Here is a 15,432-nt window from a genome sequence, read left to right as displayed (position 1 = left end):
AGCGAAATATTCCCGAGAACACCGGATTCGACCCAGGAAATCACCGTGCGCAATTCTCTCCGGCGATTAGCACTCGTCACCTCCGCCACCGCTCTGCTCGCCGTCTCGTGCGCCACCGATGAGGGCGGCGACACCGATCTGAAATCCGCTCTGCCGACCACCGTTCCGGCCGGCACCTCGTTGTCGGTGGCGGTCAACACCACCCGCGTCGCGCTGGAAACCTCCGGTGAGATCGGCAAGCTGCCGTTCACCGTGTCGGCCTGGCCCGCCGTCTCAGCGGGCCCCGACGTCATCCAAGCCTTTCGTGGCGGTTCGGTTGATATCGCGACGAACGCGGGCATCCCGCCCATCCACGCCCACGCGACCGGTCTCGACGCCAAGATCGTCGGCGTCAAAGTTCGTGACATCCCGAACTATCAGCTGGCCACCGCACCCGGCGTGACCGTCAACTCGATCCAGGAATTGCGCGGCAAGAAGATCGGCTTCTCGCCTGGTCAGGCCCAGGGCGTGGTGGTGCTGCGCACCCTGCGCGCCGCGGGCATCGGCCTGAACGAAGTGCAGCTGGTGGAACTCAACAGCCCGCAGTTTCTTACCGCGTTGCAGGGCAAGCAGATCGACGTCGCCCCGCTGGGGGAGCCGACGCTGACCAAATACCTGGACAAGTACCGCGGGCAAGGCGCCACGGCGGTGGCCACGCCCGCGGTGGACGCGCTGACCGTGCTGTGGGCGCCGACCGCGGTCCTGCGCGACTCGGCCAAACTCGCGGCCGTCCGGCAATTCGTCGAGTTCTGGGCGCGCGGCGATGTCTGGGCCTGGGAGCACCAGGAACAATGGATCTCCTCTTACTACGTGAAAGACCAGGAAGTCTCCGCGGCGGACGGCCGGCGAATTCTGGATACGACACCTCGCCCCTATTTCCCGGACAATTGGGACAAAGCGATCGCATGGGAGCAGGACACCGTCGACTTGCTCACCGGTTCCGGCTATTTCGGCAAGCGGTTCGACGCGAACGAGCTTTTCGACCGCCGCTTCGAACGAGTCGCCGCCGAGGCGGTGACCGCGAACTACCGCACCCAGGACACCCGGTGAACCGCTCGAGCGCCCGCACAACACAGGAGTCGCCATGACCATCGCACTGACCCGCACCGTAGCGGCGCCGCCGTCGCGGACCGGCGGATTCGTCGAACGCAGGCAATTGCGCAGGCTCGGGCTACGCAAGTCCGTTCCGTTCGCCCGGATGCTCGGCGTGGTGGTCGTTCTCGGCCTCTGGGCGGCCGGCGCGCACTTCGGCTGGCTCGACGAACGCAAGCTGTCGGCGCCGTGGACCGTGCTGGAAACGGGCTGGGACCTGCTCGTCAACGGTTCGCTGGCGGCGAACGTGTCCGCCTCGCTGCAGCGCGCGGGCATCGGCCTCGGCATCGGCGTGCTGGTCGGCACGACGCTCGCCCTGATCTCGGGCCTGTCCCGATTCGGTGAGTCGCTGGTGGACGGCCCGATCCAAGTGAAGCGGGCGATCCCCAGCCTCGGTTTGATTCCGCTGATGATCCTCTGGCTCGGCATCGGCGAATCGTTCAAGATCGTGCTGATCACCCTCGGCGTGGTGATCACGATGTATATCCAGACGCACGCCTCGCTCACCACCATCGATCAGCGGTTGGTGGAACTGTCGGAGGTGCAGCGGGTTTCGCGGGCCACCTTCATCAGGAAGGTCGTGGTACCCGGTTCGCTGCCCGGTTTCTTCCTCGGCCTGCGGCTCTCGGTGACCGGCGCGTGGCTGGCGCTGATCGTGGTCGAATCCGTCAACGCCATCGACGGGTTGGGCAAGATGATGCAGAACGCCCAGAACTACGGCCAGGCCGATGTGATCCTGGTGGGCCTCGCGGTCTACGGCACGTTCGGACTGTTGTCCGACGGCGTTATCCGGCTGGTCGAGCGGAAGGTGCTGTCGTGGCGACGGACGATCGCGGGGTAGGCGTACAGGTCCGCGGTCTGACCCGCAGTTTCGGTGAACGCACGGTGCTGGACGGCATCACGCTGACGATCCCGGCCGGGCAGTTCGTCGCCCTGCTCGGCCGCAGCGGGTCGGGCAAGAGCACGCTGCTGCGCGCGCTGGCCGGACTCGACTACGACGTGGCCGGGTCGGGCACGCTGCGGGTGCCCGCCAAGACGTCGGTGGTGTTCCAGGACTCCCGCCTGCTGCCCTGGCAACGGGTGCTGGCCAACGTGCTCTACGGCCAGCCGCGCTCGCGCAAGGCCGCGGCGGTGCGGGTACTCACCGAGGTCGGCCTCGCCGGACGCGAACGGGCGTGGCCCAACCAGCTCTCCGGCGGTGAGCAGCAACGGGTTTCGCTGGCCCGCTCCCTGGTGGGCGAGCCGGACCTGCTGCTGGCCGACGAACCCTTCGGCGCGCTGGACGCGCTGACCAGGATCAAGATGCACGAGCTGCTGCGGCAACTGATCCGGCGCCGCCGCCCGACCGTGCTGCTGGTCACCCACGACGTGGACGAGGCCATCGCGCTCGCCGACCGGGTGCTCGTGCTCGACGAGGGGCGCATCACGGTCGACGTGCCGGTGGACCTGCCCGCCGAGCGCGACCCGAGTCTGCCCGAATTCCAGCGCGTCCGTCGCGCATTGCTCTCTTCGCTGGGCGTCGCCCCGGCCGCTGTCTGAAAGGACCCGACCATGTCCGGTAAACAACTGCACCTCAACGCCTTCCTGATGTCGGTGGGGCACCACGAGGCGGCCTGGCGGCTGCCGGAAAGCGATCCGTACGCGCACACCGACATCAACTACTACGTCGAGCTGGCCCGCACCGCCGAGCGCGGCAAGCTGGACTCGATCTTCTTCGCCGACAGCCCGGTGCTGATGGGCGATCCCGGCCGCAGGCCCAGCGGCAAGCTGGAGCCGACCGTGATCCTCACCGCGGTGGCCGTGCAGACCAGCCGGATCGGCCTGATCGCCACCGCCTCCACCAGCTACAACGATCCCTACAACCTGGCGCGCCGGTTCTCCTCGGTGGACTGGGTGAGCAACGGCCGGGTCGGCTGGAACATCGTCACCACCGCGGGCGCCGACGCCGCGCGCAACTTCGGCCTGGACGACACCCCGGACCACCAGCTGCGTTACGAGAAGGCCGCCGAGTTCGTCGACGTGGCCACCAAGCTGTGGGACAGCTGGGACGACGACGCGATCGTCGCGGACAAGAGCCTCGGCATCCACACCGACGCGAGCAAGGTTCGCAAGATCGGCCACCACGGCGAGTTCTTCAAGGTCGACGGTCCGTTGAACGTGCCGCGCTCGCCGCAGGGCTACCCGGTGCTGGTGCAGGCGGGCTCCTCGGAGGACGGCAAGAACTTCGCCGCCCGCTACGCGGAAGCGGTGTTCACCGCGCAGCAGACGCTCGAGGACGGCAAGGCGTTCTACACCGATCTCAAGCAGCGCGCGGTCGCGCTGGGCCGTGACCCGGAGACGATCAAGATCCTGCCCGGCATCGTCCCCGTCATCGGCGACACCGAGGAACAGGCCCGCGAACTCGACGCCGAACTCGAGCGCCTGATCTCGCCGGAGTACGCGCGCCGCCAGCTGGCCGCGCACTTCAAACTGCCCATCGAACAACTCGACCTGGACAGCGAACTGCCCGAGGATCTGCCCACCGAGGACGAGATCCAGGGCGCCAAGAGCCGGTTCACGCTCATCGTGAATCTTGCCCGGCGCGAACGCCTCACCCTGCGCCAGCTGATCGGGCGGCTCGGCGGCGGGCGCGGGCACCGCACCTTCGCGGGCACACCCGAGCAGGTGGCCGACACCATCGAGCACTGGTTCCGGGAGGGCGCCGCGGACGGGTTCAACATCATGCCCGCCGTGCTGCCCTCGGGCCTGGAGCGCTTCGTCGACCAAGTGGTGCCGATCCTGCAGCAGCGCGGGCTGTTCCGCACCGAGTACACCGAGACCACCCTGCGTGGGCACTACGGCCTCGCCCGGCCGGCCAACCAGTACGACACCGCGGACGCGCTCGTGGTCGCCCGATGAGCTCGGTGCCACCGGATCCGTCCCAGCCGGGATGGATCCGGTACCTGACGCGCCGCTGTCTCGAGCACCGCCGCCTGGTCGTGGCCGCGGGCGCAGGTGCGCTCGCGGCGGCGCTGCTGACGGCGGTGCTGCCCCTCATCGTGCGGCATGTGGTGGACACGCTCACCGCCACCGCGGCGTCGGTGGCGCCGTGGGCGGCGCTGCTGCTGGTCGTCGGCGCGGCGCGGTTCGGGTCGTCGTTCACGCGCCGGGTGGCGTCGTCCCAGCTGTCGCTGGGCGTGCAGCACGATCTGCGCCGGGACCTGTTCGCCGCGCTGCTGCGGCTGGACGGCCGCGAGCAGGCGGACCTGCGGACCGGTCAGGTGGTCAGCCGGGCGATCACGGACGTCACGCTGATCCAGATGTTCCTGCAGCTCATTCCCATGGTGGCGGGCAATGTGGTGCTGCTGGCCGGTGCGCTGACGCTGATGACCCTGATGTCGCCCGCCCTGACCGTGATCGCGCTGCTGGTGGTTCCCGCCCTGTGGATCATCACCCGGCGCAGCCAGCGCAAACTCTTCCCGGCCAACTGGGACGCGCAGGCCCGCGCCGCCGAGGTGGCGATGCAGGTGGAGGCCGCGGTCGCCGGGGTGCGAGTGGTGAAGGGGTTCGGCCAGGAACGGCACGAGCTCGACGGATTGGCCGCGAAGGCGCGGGAGCTGTACCGCTCCCGGCTGCGCGTCGCGCGCATCACCAGCCGGTTCACCCCGGCGATGCAGGCGGTGCCCGCGGCGGGACAGGCGCTGATCCTGATCGCGGGCGGGCTGCTGGCGTTGTCGCAGTCCGTCACGCTGGGCACCTTCTTGGCGTTCATGACCTATCTCGGCTCGTTCGTCAGCCCGATCCGGCAGTTCGCCATGCTGCTGACGGTCAGCCAGCAGGGCAAGGCGTCGCTGGACCGGGTGCGCGAGGTGATCGAGGCGCCGGCGCCGGTGGAACGTCCTCGAGTCGAGACGGTACGCGGCAGTGCGCCGCCGCGCGTCGAGTTCCGTGGCGTCGGTTTCGGTTTCGGTCGCACACGGGTGCTCGACGGGCTGGAACTGACCGTCGAGCCGGGCGAGACCATGGCGATCGCGGGCAGTGCGGGCAGCGGCAAATCGACACTGGTGCAATTGCTTCCGCGTCTGGTCGACCCGGACGCCGGGGCCGTCCTGTTCGACGGCGTCGACATCCGCTACCTGTCCGACGCCCGCGACCAGGTGGCGATGGTGTTCGAGGACACCCACCTGATGGCGGACAGCATCCGGGCCAACGTGGCCTATGGACGCCCGGCGGCCACGGACGAAGAAGTCTGGCACGCCTTGTATCTCGCCGCGGCCGACGGGTTCGTGCAGACGCTGCCCGAGGGACTGGATACCAGGATCGGCGAGCGCGGGCAGCGGCTGTCCGGCGGGCAGCGGCAGCGCATCGCGCTGGCCCGCGCGCTGCTCACCGACGCGCCCATCCTGGTTCTCGACGACGCCACTTCGGCCATCGACGCGCAGGTCGAGGAACAGATCTACGCCAGAATCGCGGCCGAGGTGCGCGGGCGTACCACCATCGTCGTCGCGCATCGCCTGTCCACCCTGGCGCTCGCCGACCGGGTGGCCGTGCTCGACGACGGACGGGTGGCGGAACTGGGCACGCTGCGCGATCTGCAACACTCCGGCGAGTTGTTCCGCGCGCTGTTCACCCCGCCGGAGGTGACGGGAATCGGCGTGGACGCCGGGCTCGCTCGGCCCGAGGCGCCGACCTCCCCGCTGTGGGTCGAGCCCGCCGAGGACGACGATGACGGCGCCCGCACCCTGGAGCAGGTGGCGAAGGCGTTCTCCCAGCGTGCCGCCGGTGCTCCAGCCGGAGCGGGCCGGGCGGCGGGGCCGGGGATGCTCGCCGCCGCGCCGCCCAGCGGTGACGTGCAGGAGCTGATCGACCGCCTTCCCGCGCTGACCGGCGAACCGGAGGTCTCCGAATCCTTCTCGCACACACCGGATCCGGAGTTCTCGCTGCCGCGGCTGCTGCGGCCGTTCGCGGCGCCGTTGCTGGCCGGGCTCGGTCTGGTGGGGCTCGACGCCCTGGCGCAGGTGCTGATTCCCTTCCTGGTGCGTTACGGCATCGACCACGGCGTCCTGGCCGGCGCGCACGACGTGCTGCTGGTCGCGGCGGCGCTCGCGCTGCTCGTGGTCGCGGTGGACTGGGCGATCAGCGTCGCGCAGGTGCGGGTGACCGGTCGCGCGGGCGAACGGCTGCTGTACGGCCTGCGGGTGAAGACCTTCGCGCAGTTGCAACGGCTCGGCTTGCAGTACTACGAGCGCGAACTCGGCGGCCGGATCATGACCAGGATGACCACCGACGTCGACGGGCTCTCTGCGTTCCTGCAAACCGGCCTGGCCACCGCGCTCACCAGCACGGTGACCATCGCGGGCGTGGTGATCGCACTGCTGGTCATCGACGCGCGGCTGGCGCTGGTGGTACTCGCGCTGCTCCCGCTGCTGGTGATCTCGACGGCGGCGTTCCGGCGCGCGTCGGTGCCCGCCTACAACCTCGCACGCGAGCGGGTCAGCATCGTCAACGCCTACCTGCAGGAGAACGTCGACAACATCAAGGTCACCCAGGCCTACCGGCGCGAGGAGCGCAACCGCGCCGAGTTCGAGCGGCGGTCCTGGGACTATCGCGACGCGCGCCTGCGCAGCCAGATCCTGATGGCCGTGTTCTTCCCGTTCATCGAGTTCATGTCCGTGGTGGCCACGGCGGCGGTGCTCGCGGTGGGCGTGCACCAGGTGCGCGAGGCCGTGCTCACCGCGGGCACGCTCATCGCCTTCCTGCTCTACGTGGATCTGCTGTTCGCGCCGATCCAGCAGCTGTCCCAGGTCTTCGACAGCTACCAGCAGGCCGTGGTCGGCGTCGATCGGCTCAGCGAACTGCTGCGCACGCCGGTCGCCACCCCGGACGCCGCCGACGCGCGTCCGGTGACCCGCCTGAACGGTGCGATCGAGTTGCGCGGAGTCGGATTCACCTACGAGACCCGCGCCGAGCCGGTGCTCTCCGGCATCGATCTGCGCATCGAGCCGGGGCAGAAGGTGGCGCTGGTCGGCGAGACGGGCGCGGGCAAGTCGACGCTGGTGAAGCTGCTGGCCAGGTTTTACGACCCGACCGAGGGGGCGTTGCTGGTCGACGGCGTCGATGTGCGCGACTATCGCTTGCGCGAGTATCGCAAGCGGCTCGGCGTGGTCCCGCAGGAACCGTTCCTGTTCGGCGACACCGTGCGCGCGGCTATCGCCTACGGCAAGCCGGAGGCCACGCCCGCCGACATCGAGTGGGCGGCGCGGGCGGTCGGCGCGCACGAGATGATCGCCGCGCTGGAGCACGGGTACTACCAGCCGACCGGCGACCACGGACGCAGCATGTCGGCGGGCCAGCGCCAGCTGCTCGCGCTCGCGCGGGCGCAGCTCGTCGAGCCGGACATCCTGATCCTGGACGAGGCCACCGCCTCGCTGGATCTGGCGACCGAGGCCAGGGTGCGGGCCGCGGTGGACGTGCTCACCGCCGGGCGCACCACCATCGTGGTCGCGCACCGGCTCGCCACCGCCGCGGACGCGGATCTCATCGCGGTGGTGGGCGAGGGGCGGCTGTTGCAGACCGGCACGCACGCGCAACTGCTCGGCGAGGACGGGCCGTATCGCCGCTTGTGGGCCGCGTATGTCGGCGACGACACGGCGTCGGTCGGTGACCGGGAATCGGAGGCCGCGACCTGACCCCGCGCCACCGTGACAGCAGGAGCATTCTCCTGGCTATCCCAGGTGGCGGTGGGTTCCGGCGCTCGCCGTGACCGATTCGACACCGCCGCCTCGGTCAGGGGCCTGAACAGCGGATGAATGAGAGTCGACGCGGCAATGTCACGGCATCGCGACGCTCTCGTACCGATCTTCGACGTACTCTCGAAAAAGAAGTATGAGGAGGTCTGCGATGCGCGCTCAGTTCTCCGAGGCGGTGCCCGGTCCCGACGGTTCGGCCGAGCCCATTGCGCGAACGGCCTACGGCGACGTGCGTGGTGTGCGCGAAGGGCCGGTTTCGGTCTGGCGCAGCATCCCCTACGCGGCGGCTCCCACCGGTCCGGCCAGATTCGCTCCGCCACGGCCCCCGCAGCCTTGGGAGGGGGTGCGCGACTGCACCGCTTTCGGGCAGATCGCGCCGCAGACGATGGGCACCATGGTCCCCGTCGACTCGGGCCTGACCATGGGCGAGGACTGTCTGTGGCTCAACGTCTGGTCACCGCGGCCGGAGACGGGCGATCCCGCCCGTGGCCCGGACACCGAGCCGCGCCCGGTGCTGGTCTGGCTGCACGGTGGCGCGTACTGCCTGGGCACCGCCGCGCAGCAGATCTACGACGGGCGCAAGCTGGCCGCTGCCGGTGACGTCGTGGTCGTCGGGGTCAACTATCGGCTCGGTGCGCTCGGCTTCCTCGACCTGTCCTCGCTCGGCGGCGACTTCGCGCCGAACCTCGGCCTGCACGACCAGATCGCCGCACTGGAGTGGGTGCGCGACAACATCGCCGCGTTCGGCGGCGATCCCGGCAACGTCACGCTCTTCGGCGAGTCCTCCGGCGGGGGTTGCGTCACCGCGCTGCTCACCGCCCCCCGCGCCGCCGGGCTGTTCCACCGGGCGATCGCGCAGAGCCCGCCCGCCACGACGGTGTTCGGGCAGGAACGGGCCGCGACGGTGGCGCAGCGGTTCCTCGAGCTGATCGAGCTGCCCGCGACCAGGGCCGAGGAGCTGCTGGACTGCCCGATCGAGCGGATCGTGGGGGCGGCGGGCGTCCTGCTCGACGAGATACCGCTGAAGGAGCCGGGGCGACTTGCGGCCGCGCCCGTGGTGGACGGCGATGTGCTGCCGGGCTACCCGATCGACCGGTTCCAGCGCGGACAGTCGCACCGGGTGCCGTTGATCATCGGCACCAACAAGGACGAGGCGTCGCTGTTCCGGCTGCTGCGCTCGCCGATCATGCCGGTGACGCCGGACGCGGTGAACGCGATGCTGCGCGACGTCGCGGCGAGCCACCCGGAGATGTCCGCGGAGCGCATCGCCGAGATCACCTCGGCCTACCCGGACCTGAAAAAGGCGCGCGGGGCGCTGGCGATGTCCACCGACGCGGCGTTCCGGATGCCGGCGCACTGGGTGGCCGACGGTCACGCCGAGCACTCGCCCACGTGGATGTACCGCTTCGACTACGCGACCCCGATGCTGAGGGCCGCCCGTGTCGGCGCCGGTCACGCCACCGAATTGCCTTACGTCTTCGGCAATTTCGGGACGCTGAACCTCGATCCGACCTTCTGGCTCGGCGGCCGCAAAGCGGCCATGGAGGTCTCCGGGCGCGTGATGCGCCGCTGGCTGGCCTTCGCCGCGCACGGCGTCCCCGCCGCCCTCGACGGCTCCAAACACTGGCGGCCGTATCGCCTGGGTGCCCGCGCCACACTGCTCATCGACGGCGTCGATCGCGTGGTCGACGACCCGGACCGCGACCTGCACACCGCCTGGGGACAGCAGGCCGTCGGGTTCTCCTAGCAGACGTTCTTCGCGCAGCACGCGAATTCGGGTCGTCCGCGCCGTCGGCAAGCACCGGAAGTGGCGGCGACACCAGCCCGATCGCGCCGCCGCCGGGTGCCTGGTCGATCGCGGCACCCGGCGAGCGCCTCAGACGTCGGTGGAGAAGCGGATGCCGCCGTCGGGAATCTCCACGCCGGGCCAGACGCGAGCTCCGCGCAGCAGTTCGCAGCGGGCGCCGATGTTCGCGCCGTCTCCGATGACGCCGTCGCGGACCAGCGCGCGGGGGCCGATGCGCGCCCCGAAGCCGATGATGGTGCGCTCCACCGTCGCGCCCGCCTCGATCACCGCGCCGTCGAAGACGACCGCGCCGTCCAGGCGCGCGCCCGCACCGATCTCGGCGCCGCGGCCGACGACCGTGCCGCCGATGAGCACTGCACCCGGAGCGACACCCGCGCCGGGATGCACCAGCGATTCACCGCGCTGCCCAGGCAGGGCGGGGGAGGGCGCGATGCCGCGCACCAGATCGGCGGAGCCACGCACGAAGTCCTCGGGCGTGCCCATGTCGCGCCAGTAGGAAGCGTCGACGTACCCCTGGACGCGGGCGCCCTCGGTCAACAGCGCAGGGAACACCTCGCGCTCCACCGACACCGGACGCCCCGCCGGGATCTTCTCGATGTACTCCCGGCGGAAGACGTAGCACCCGGCGTTGATCTGATCGGTCGGCGGATCCTGGGTCTTCTCCAGGAACGCGGTGACCCGGCCGTCCTCGTCGGTGGGCACGCAACCGAACGCGCGCGGGTCGCTGACCCGGACCAGGTGCAGCGTCACGTCGGCGCGGGTCGACTCGTGGGTGTCGAGCACCGCGCCGAGGTCGGTGCCGCCGAGCACGTCGCCGTTGAACACCATCACGTTGTCCGCGCGCAGCCTGGGCAGCACGTTGCGGATCGCGCCGCCGGTGCCGAGCGGCTCGGTCTCGGTGACGTACTCGATCTCCAAGCCCAGCTCGGAGCCGTCGCCGAAGTGCTCCTCGAACACTTCGGCCTTGAACGACGTGCCCAGCACCACGTGCGTGATCCCGGCCTCGGCGATACGGGCGAGCATATGGGTCAGGAACGGGAGCCCGGCCGTCGGCAGCATCGGCTTGGGCGCCGAAAGGGTCAGCGGCCGCAGCCGCGTGCCCTGCCCGCCGACCAGGATCACCGCGTCGGTGCCTGTATTTCCTGCCATCAAGCTCCCCTGTTCACAAGGTCGTTTCTCGCCGCCGTCGCCGGTTACCCGGCGTCGCGCGCCTGCTGGCGCAGGGCAGATCGAACCGCAATCCGCGAGCGGACCGCAAGTCCGGCCCGCAGCGCCAACCGCAGTGGAGCCTGCCACCAGTGCGGATGCCGGTCGGCCTGGAACCGGTAGGCGCTGGCATGGTGGGCGGGCAGCATCACTTCGGGATGGCGGCCCGCCGCGTGACCTTTGGCATGGGTTACCTCGGCGTCCGGCACGAAAACGTTGTGCCAACCCGCCTTGCCCATCCGGTCGCCGAAGTCGACGTCCTCCATGTACATGAAGTAGCGCGAGTCGAAACCGTCGATCGAGTCGAACGCCGCGCGCCGCACCAGCAGACACGACCCCGACAGCCAGCCGACGGCTCGCTCGGAGATCTCCTCGTTCTCCTGCCGGTACCGACGGGTCCACGGGTTGGACTTCCAGACCGTGCCCAGGATCGCGTGTCCGGCGCCGTCGAGCAGGCCGGGCACCCGGCGGGCCGACGGGTACACGCTGCCGTCCGGCTCCAGCACCAGCGGACCGAGCGCGCCCGCGCGCGGCCAGCGCTTGGCGGCGGCGAGCAGTTTGTCGATGGAATCGGTGCCCCAGCGGATATCCGGGTTGGCGATCACGACGAACTCGATGGCCGGATCGATCTCCGCGACCGCCCGGTTGATCGCGCCGCCGTAACCGATGTTGCCGCCGGTGCGCAGCAGCCGCACGTGCGAATTGGCCTCGGCGACCAGCTCCGGCACACCGTCGACCGACCCGTTGTCGGCGAGGATCACCTGAGGTTTCTCGGCGGTGGCCCCGGCTAGAGTGCTGATGAAGTGCTCGAGGTGCTCACCCGGCGAGTAGGTCACCGTGACGACGGCCAGGCCCGCGGGCGCGGCGGATTCGGATTCACTCACGACAGCCAACCTTAACGGGCGCAGCCGCAACCCGTTCGTCGATGGCTCGCGCTCGGTCCCAGCCGAGGTGGAGGATGCCGGACGGGCGCGAGCGGGCGTCGTGCGTAGATGGTCCGCGCTCGGCCGGAGGCCCGCCCGGCCCGCGCGGCGGGGCGCTGTGCCTCGATGGCCCGATCGCAGGCGGAGTACGCGCGAGGGGCGCAGCCGGACGCCATCGGTCGACAGCCTGCCCGTGGTCGGAGCAACGGCGGAGGTAGGCCCAACGCGCGCAGTTCAACCCGCCCGTCGATGGCTCGGCATGCCCCGGCGAAGGCGGGGTACGCCTGGTGGGCGGAGCCGGGTGTGGTCCATCGGCCCGCATGACCGGAATGAATGCGGAGGTACGCCTCAATCGGATTGCCGCGCCAGCGCGTCTCCCAGTGCGGTCCGCCAATCCCGCAGCGGCGTGAGCCCGGCGTCGATCCAGGCCCGCGGCGAGAGCACCGAAAACGCCGGGCGGCGTGCGGGTCTGGGGAACGCGGAGGAGTCGCACGGACGGACGCGTCCCGGATCGGCGCCGACACCGGCGAACACCGCTCGGGCGAGCTCGAATCGGCTGGCCCGCCCGGCGTTGGTGGCGTGCAGCACCCGCGGCGCGTCCGGCCTGCCCGCCAATTCCAGCAGCGCGGCGGCCAGATCGGCGGCGTAGGTGGGGGAGCCGACCTCGTCGTCGACGACGTCGACGGTGTCGCGTTCGCGCTCCAGCCGCAGCATCGTGGCGACGAAATCGCCGCCGCGCCCGGTGTATACCCACGCGGTGCGCACCACGTGCGCGTCCGGGCAGCGGCTCAGCACCGCCTGTTCCCCGGCGAGCTTGGACTCCCCGTAGACCGACGTCGGTCCGGTCACATCGGCTGTGTCGTACGGCCGATCCTGGGTACCTGGGAAGACGTAATCGGTGGACAGATGGATCAGCCGGGCACCGAGGTCGGCGCAGACGTCGGCGAGCACGGCCGGTCCGGCGGCGTTGCCCGCGTACGCCGCCTCGGTTTCGGTTTCGGCCAGGTCGACGGCGGTATAGGCGGCGCAGTTCAGCACCACGTCGCCGGGCGTGAGCACCGCGCGTACGGCGGCGGGGTCGGTGATGTCGAGTTCGGCGCGCCCGTAGCCGCTGGCGGCCGGAGCGAGACGACGCAGTTCCCGGCCCACCTGTCCGTGCGCGCCCGTGACGACGAGGCGAGCGGACGCGGTGGAGTCGGGCGCGGTGGGGTCGGTCACGGCCGCAAGTCTGGCACGCCGCCACGTCCTCGGTTACGGCCGTTCGCGCCTGCCGTTCGATAGCCTTGTGCTATCGGGGGATCCCGAAACCGGGCGGGGCGAGCGGTAACCATGGTGGCGGATCGGTTGCGCACGCGTCGCCAGGACACCGAGTTTCGGCGAGAGGATGCGGACTTGTCGCAGCGGAGGGGCACATCGGCGGCGTCGCGGGCGACCGGGCCCGGCGACCGGGCCTTCGGGCCGCTGCGCTCGCTCGCCGTGACCGCCGCCGTGATCGTGGTGGTGCTCACCGGTTTCGCCTGGCGCAGCGTCGACGGGCTGGTGGCCGACATCGAGCGTCTCGGCGATCTCGGCCTCGGCGGCGGTCGCGACGGCGCGGTGGACATCCTGCTGGTCGGTGTGGACAGTCGTACCGACGCGCACGGCAACCCGCTGTCGGACGCCGAACGCGCGATGCTGCACGCGGGCGACGAGGTCGGCACCAACACCGACACCATCGTGCTGCTGCGCGTGCCGAACGACGGACGCTCGGCCACCGCGATCTCGATCCCGCGCGATTCCTACGTCAGCATTCCCGGCCTCGGCATGGGCAAGATCAATTCCGCCTACGGCGCGACCAAGGCGAGCCAGTTCCAGAAGCTCGTCGACCAGGGGGTCTCGAACGCCGACGCGGAGCGGCGGTCCACCCAGGCGGGCAGGCAGGCGCTGATCAAGACGGTGGCCGGGCTCACCGGTATCACCGTCGACCACTACGCCGAGGTGAGCCTGCTCGGCTTCGCGCTGCTCACCGACGCCGTCGGCGGCGTCGAGGTATGCCTGCGCAACCCGGTCGACGAGTGGATGTCCGGCGCCAAGTTCCCCGCCGGACGCCAGCGCCTGGACGGGCCGCGGGCGTTGAGTTTCGTGCGCCAGCGCCACGATCTGCCGCGCGGCGACATCGACCGCATCGTGCGCCAGCAGGTGTTCATGGCCCAGCTGGTGCAGCAATTGCTCAGCGCGAAGATGCTCGGCAACCCGGCCAAGCTCCAGCAACTCAGCGACGCGGTGGGCCGGACGATCGTGCTGGACGAGGACTGGGACGTGCTGGCGTTCCTGCAGCGGCTGAAGGATCTGTCCGGCGGGCAGGTGAAATTCGAGACCATTCCGGTCGCCGACCTCAACGGCGAGACCGGCAACGGTGAATCCGTGGTCAAGGTCGAGCCCAAGGCGGTCAAGTCCTACGTCGCCTCGCTGGTCGGCGGCGACCCGGCCCCGCGCAACGCCGAGCCGGGGTTCGATCCCGCGACCGTGACGGTCAGCGTCTACAACGCGGGCGGCATCGGCGGACTCGCGGCCGAGGTCGCGCAGACGTTGAGCGCCAAGGGCTTCCGTCAAGGCACGGTGTCCAACTACAGCGGCGGCCACGTCACCGGCAGCCGCGTGCTCGCGGCGGACACCTCCAGCCCGAAGGCGCAGGCGGTCGCCAAGGCGCTCGGCGGGCTGACGGTGCTCGCCGATCCGGCTCTGTCCCCGGATTCGGTGAGTGTCGTGCTGGCGAGCGACTATTCTGGTCCGGGCTCGTCGGCGAGCCGGATGTTCGACCTGTCCGGAACGTCGACCGCGGCCACACCAGTCCCGCCCGCTCCACCGATCGACGCAGGCCAGAACGGACCGAAATGCGTGAACTGAACCATGCGTGACATCGACCAGGCACACACTCTCACCGAAGCGGTGCTCGATCCCATCCTCGCTCGCGAACCCGCTGGCCCGCGCGTCACCTACTACGACGACGCCACCGGCGCGCGCATCGAGCTGTCCGGCGCGACGCTGGCGAATTGGGCGGCCAAGACCGCCAACCTGATTCGCGACGAGTTCGGCCTGAGCCCGGGCGCGCGGGTCGCCGTCCTGCTCCCGGCGCACTGGCAGACCGCCGCGGTGCTGCTGGGCTGCTGGTGGGCGGGCACCGAGGTGGTGCTGCATCCGGACCGGGACGCCGATCTGGCCCTGGTCACCCCGGACCGCCTGGACGACGCCGACGGAGCGGGCGAGGTCGCGGTCCTGTCGCTGGACGCCATGGGCTCGCCGGTGCGCGACCTGCCGGTGGGCGTCACCGACTTCGCCACCTCGGTGCGCGTGCACGGCGACCAGTTCCTGCCCCGCGGCGCCGGCGTCGCGCTCGACGGCATGCCGGTCGCCGAGGTGCTCGCCGAGGCACGGAAATCGGCGATGCGCCAGGGCTTCGCCGAAGGCGACCGCGTGCTGTCGAGCACGCCGTGGGACACCCCGGCCGAACTGATCGACGGATATCTCGCGGTGCTGGCCGCGGGCGCTTCGCTGGTGCAGGTGGTCAACCCCGACCCGGCGCTGCTCGAGCGGCGCGTCGCCTCGGAGCGGGTGACCGCGCAGCGCGGCTGAGCGGCTCCTACCACGGTATAAGCGC

Annotated in this window: 11 protein-coding genes; 8 read left to right on the top strand and 3 right to left on the bottom strand. The window is 70.5% G+C overall.

Features of this window, described 5'->3' with window-relative positions:
* Window positions 1-45: 45 nt before the first annotated feature.
* The 6 genes from ACWEH3_RS22250 (at window position 46) to ACWEH3_RS22225 (ending at window position 9,606) form a co-directional block, all read left to right on the top strand.
* Entirely contained in the window at window positions 46-1,089 is a 1,044-nt protein-coding gene (locus ACWEH3_RS22250) for an ABC transporter substrate-binding protein (protein WP_364432540.1), read from the top strand.
* Window positions 1,090-1,123: 34 nt separating this feature from the next.
* The gene (locus ACWEH3_RS22245) at window positions 1,124-1,972 is read left to right on the top strand and encodes an ABC transporter permease (protein ID WP_450020857.1); all 849 of its coding nucleotides are present in this window, start codon (window positions 1,124-1,126) and stop codon (window positions 1,970-1,972) included.
* On the top strand, window positions 1,948-2,670 hold the full coding sequence (locus ACWEH3_RS22240) for an ABC transporter ATP-binding protein (protein ID WP_450020855.1): 723 nt from the start codon (window positions 1,948-1,950) through the stop codon (window positions 2,668-2,670). The genes ACWEH3_RS22245 and ACWEH3_RS22240 overlap by 25 nt, the downstream gene beginning before the upstream one ends.
* A 12-nt stretch (window positions 2,671-2,682) precedes the next feature.
* The gene (locus ACWEH3_RS22235) at window positions 2,683-4,029 is read left to right on the top strand and encodes an LLM class flavin-dependent oxidoreductase (protein WP_450020853.1); all 1,347 of its coding nucleotides are present in this window, start codon (window positions 2,683-2,685) and stop codon (window positions 4,027-4,029) included.
* A complete protein-coding gene (locus ACWEH3_RS22230) occupies window positions 4,026-7,799 on the top strand; it encodes an ABC transporter ATP-binding protein (protein ID WP_450020851.1) in 3,774 nt (1,257 codons plus the stop codon). The genes ACWEH3_RS22235 and ACWEH3_RS22230 overlap by 4 nt, the downstream gene beginning before the upstream one ends.
* A gap of 211 nt (window positions 7,800-8,010) precedes the next feature.
* Window positions 8,011-9,606, top strand: coding sequence for a carboxylesterase/lipase family protein (locus ACWEH3_RS22225; RefSeq protein WP_450020849.1), 1,596 nt, complete (start codon window positions 8,011-8,013; stop codon window positions 9,604-9,606).
* Between the two features lie 129 nt (window positions 9,607-9,735).
* Here ACWEH3_RS22225 and ACWEH3_RS22220 read toward each other — a convergent pair whose 3' ends face one another.
* The 3 genes from ACWEH3_RS22220 to rfbD all read right to left on the bottom strand — a co-directional run bounded on the left by ACWEH3_RS22220 (window position 9,736) and on the right by rfbD (window position 13,013).
* Window positions 9,736-10,815: a mannose-1-phosphate guanylyltransferase gene (locus ACWEH3_RS22220; protein ID WP_450020847.1), complete on the bottom strand. Its 1,080-nt coding sequence runs from the start codon at window positions 10,813-10,815 to the stop codon at window positions 9,736-9,738.
* A gap of 44 nt (window positions 10,816-10,859) precedes the next feature.
* Window positions 10,860-11,756 carry a glycosyltransferase family 2 protein gene (locus ACWEH3_RS22215; protein ID WP_450020845.1) on the bottom strand — a complete coding sequence of 299 codons (897 nt, stop codon included), beginning with the start codon at window positions 11,754-11,756 and terminating at the stop codon, window positions 10,860-10,862.
* Window positions 11,757-12,143: 387 nt separating this feature from the next.
* Entirely contained in the window at window positions 12,144-13,013 is an 870-nt protein-coding gene (gene rfbD / locus ACWEH3_RS22210) for a dTDP-4-dehydrorhamnose reductase (RefSeq protein WP_450020843.1), read from the bottom strand.
* Between the two features lie 111 nt (window positions 13,014-13,124).
* Here rfbD and ACWEH3_RS22205 point away from each other — a divergent pair, with 111 nt between their 5' ends.
* Together ACWEH3_RS22205 and ACWEH3_RS22200 are read left to right on the top strand one after the other, a co-directional pair.
* Window positions 13,125-14,681: an LCP family protein gene (locus ACWEH3_RS22205; protein ID WP_450020841.1), complete on the top strand. Its 1,557-nt coding sequence runs from the start codon at window positions 13,125-13,127 to the stop codon at window positions 14,679-14,681.
* Window positions 14,682-14,684: 3 nt separating this feature from the next.
* Window positions 14,685-15,407, top strand: a complete 723-nt coding sequence (locus ACWEH3_RS22200; RefSeq protein WP_450020839.1) for a TIGR03089 family protein — start codon at window positions 14,685-14,687, stop codon at window positions 15,405-15,407.
* Window positions 15,408-15,432: the final 25 nt, after the last annotated feature.

Source organism: Nocardia sp. NPDC004718 (assembly GCF_053601535.1).
Note: the sequence above shows the minus strand (reverse complement) of the source record. Positions and strands in the feature narration are given on the sequence as shown.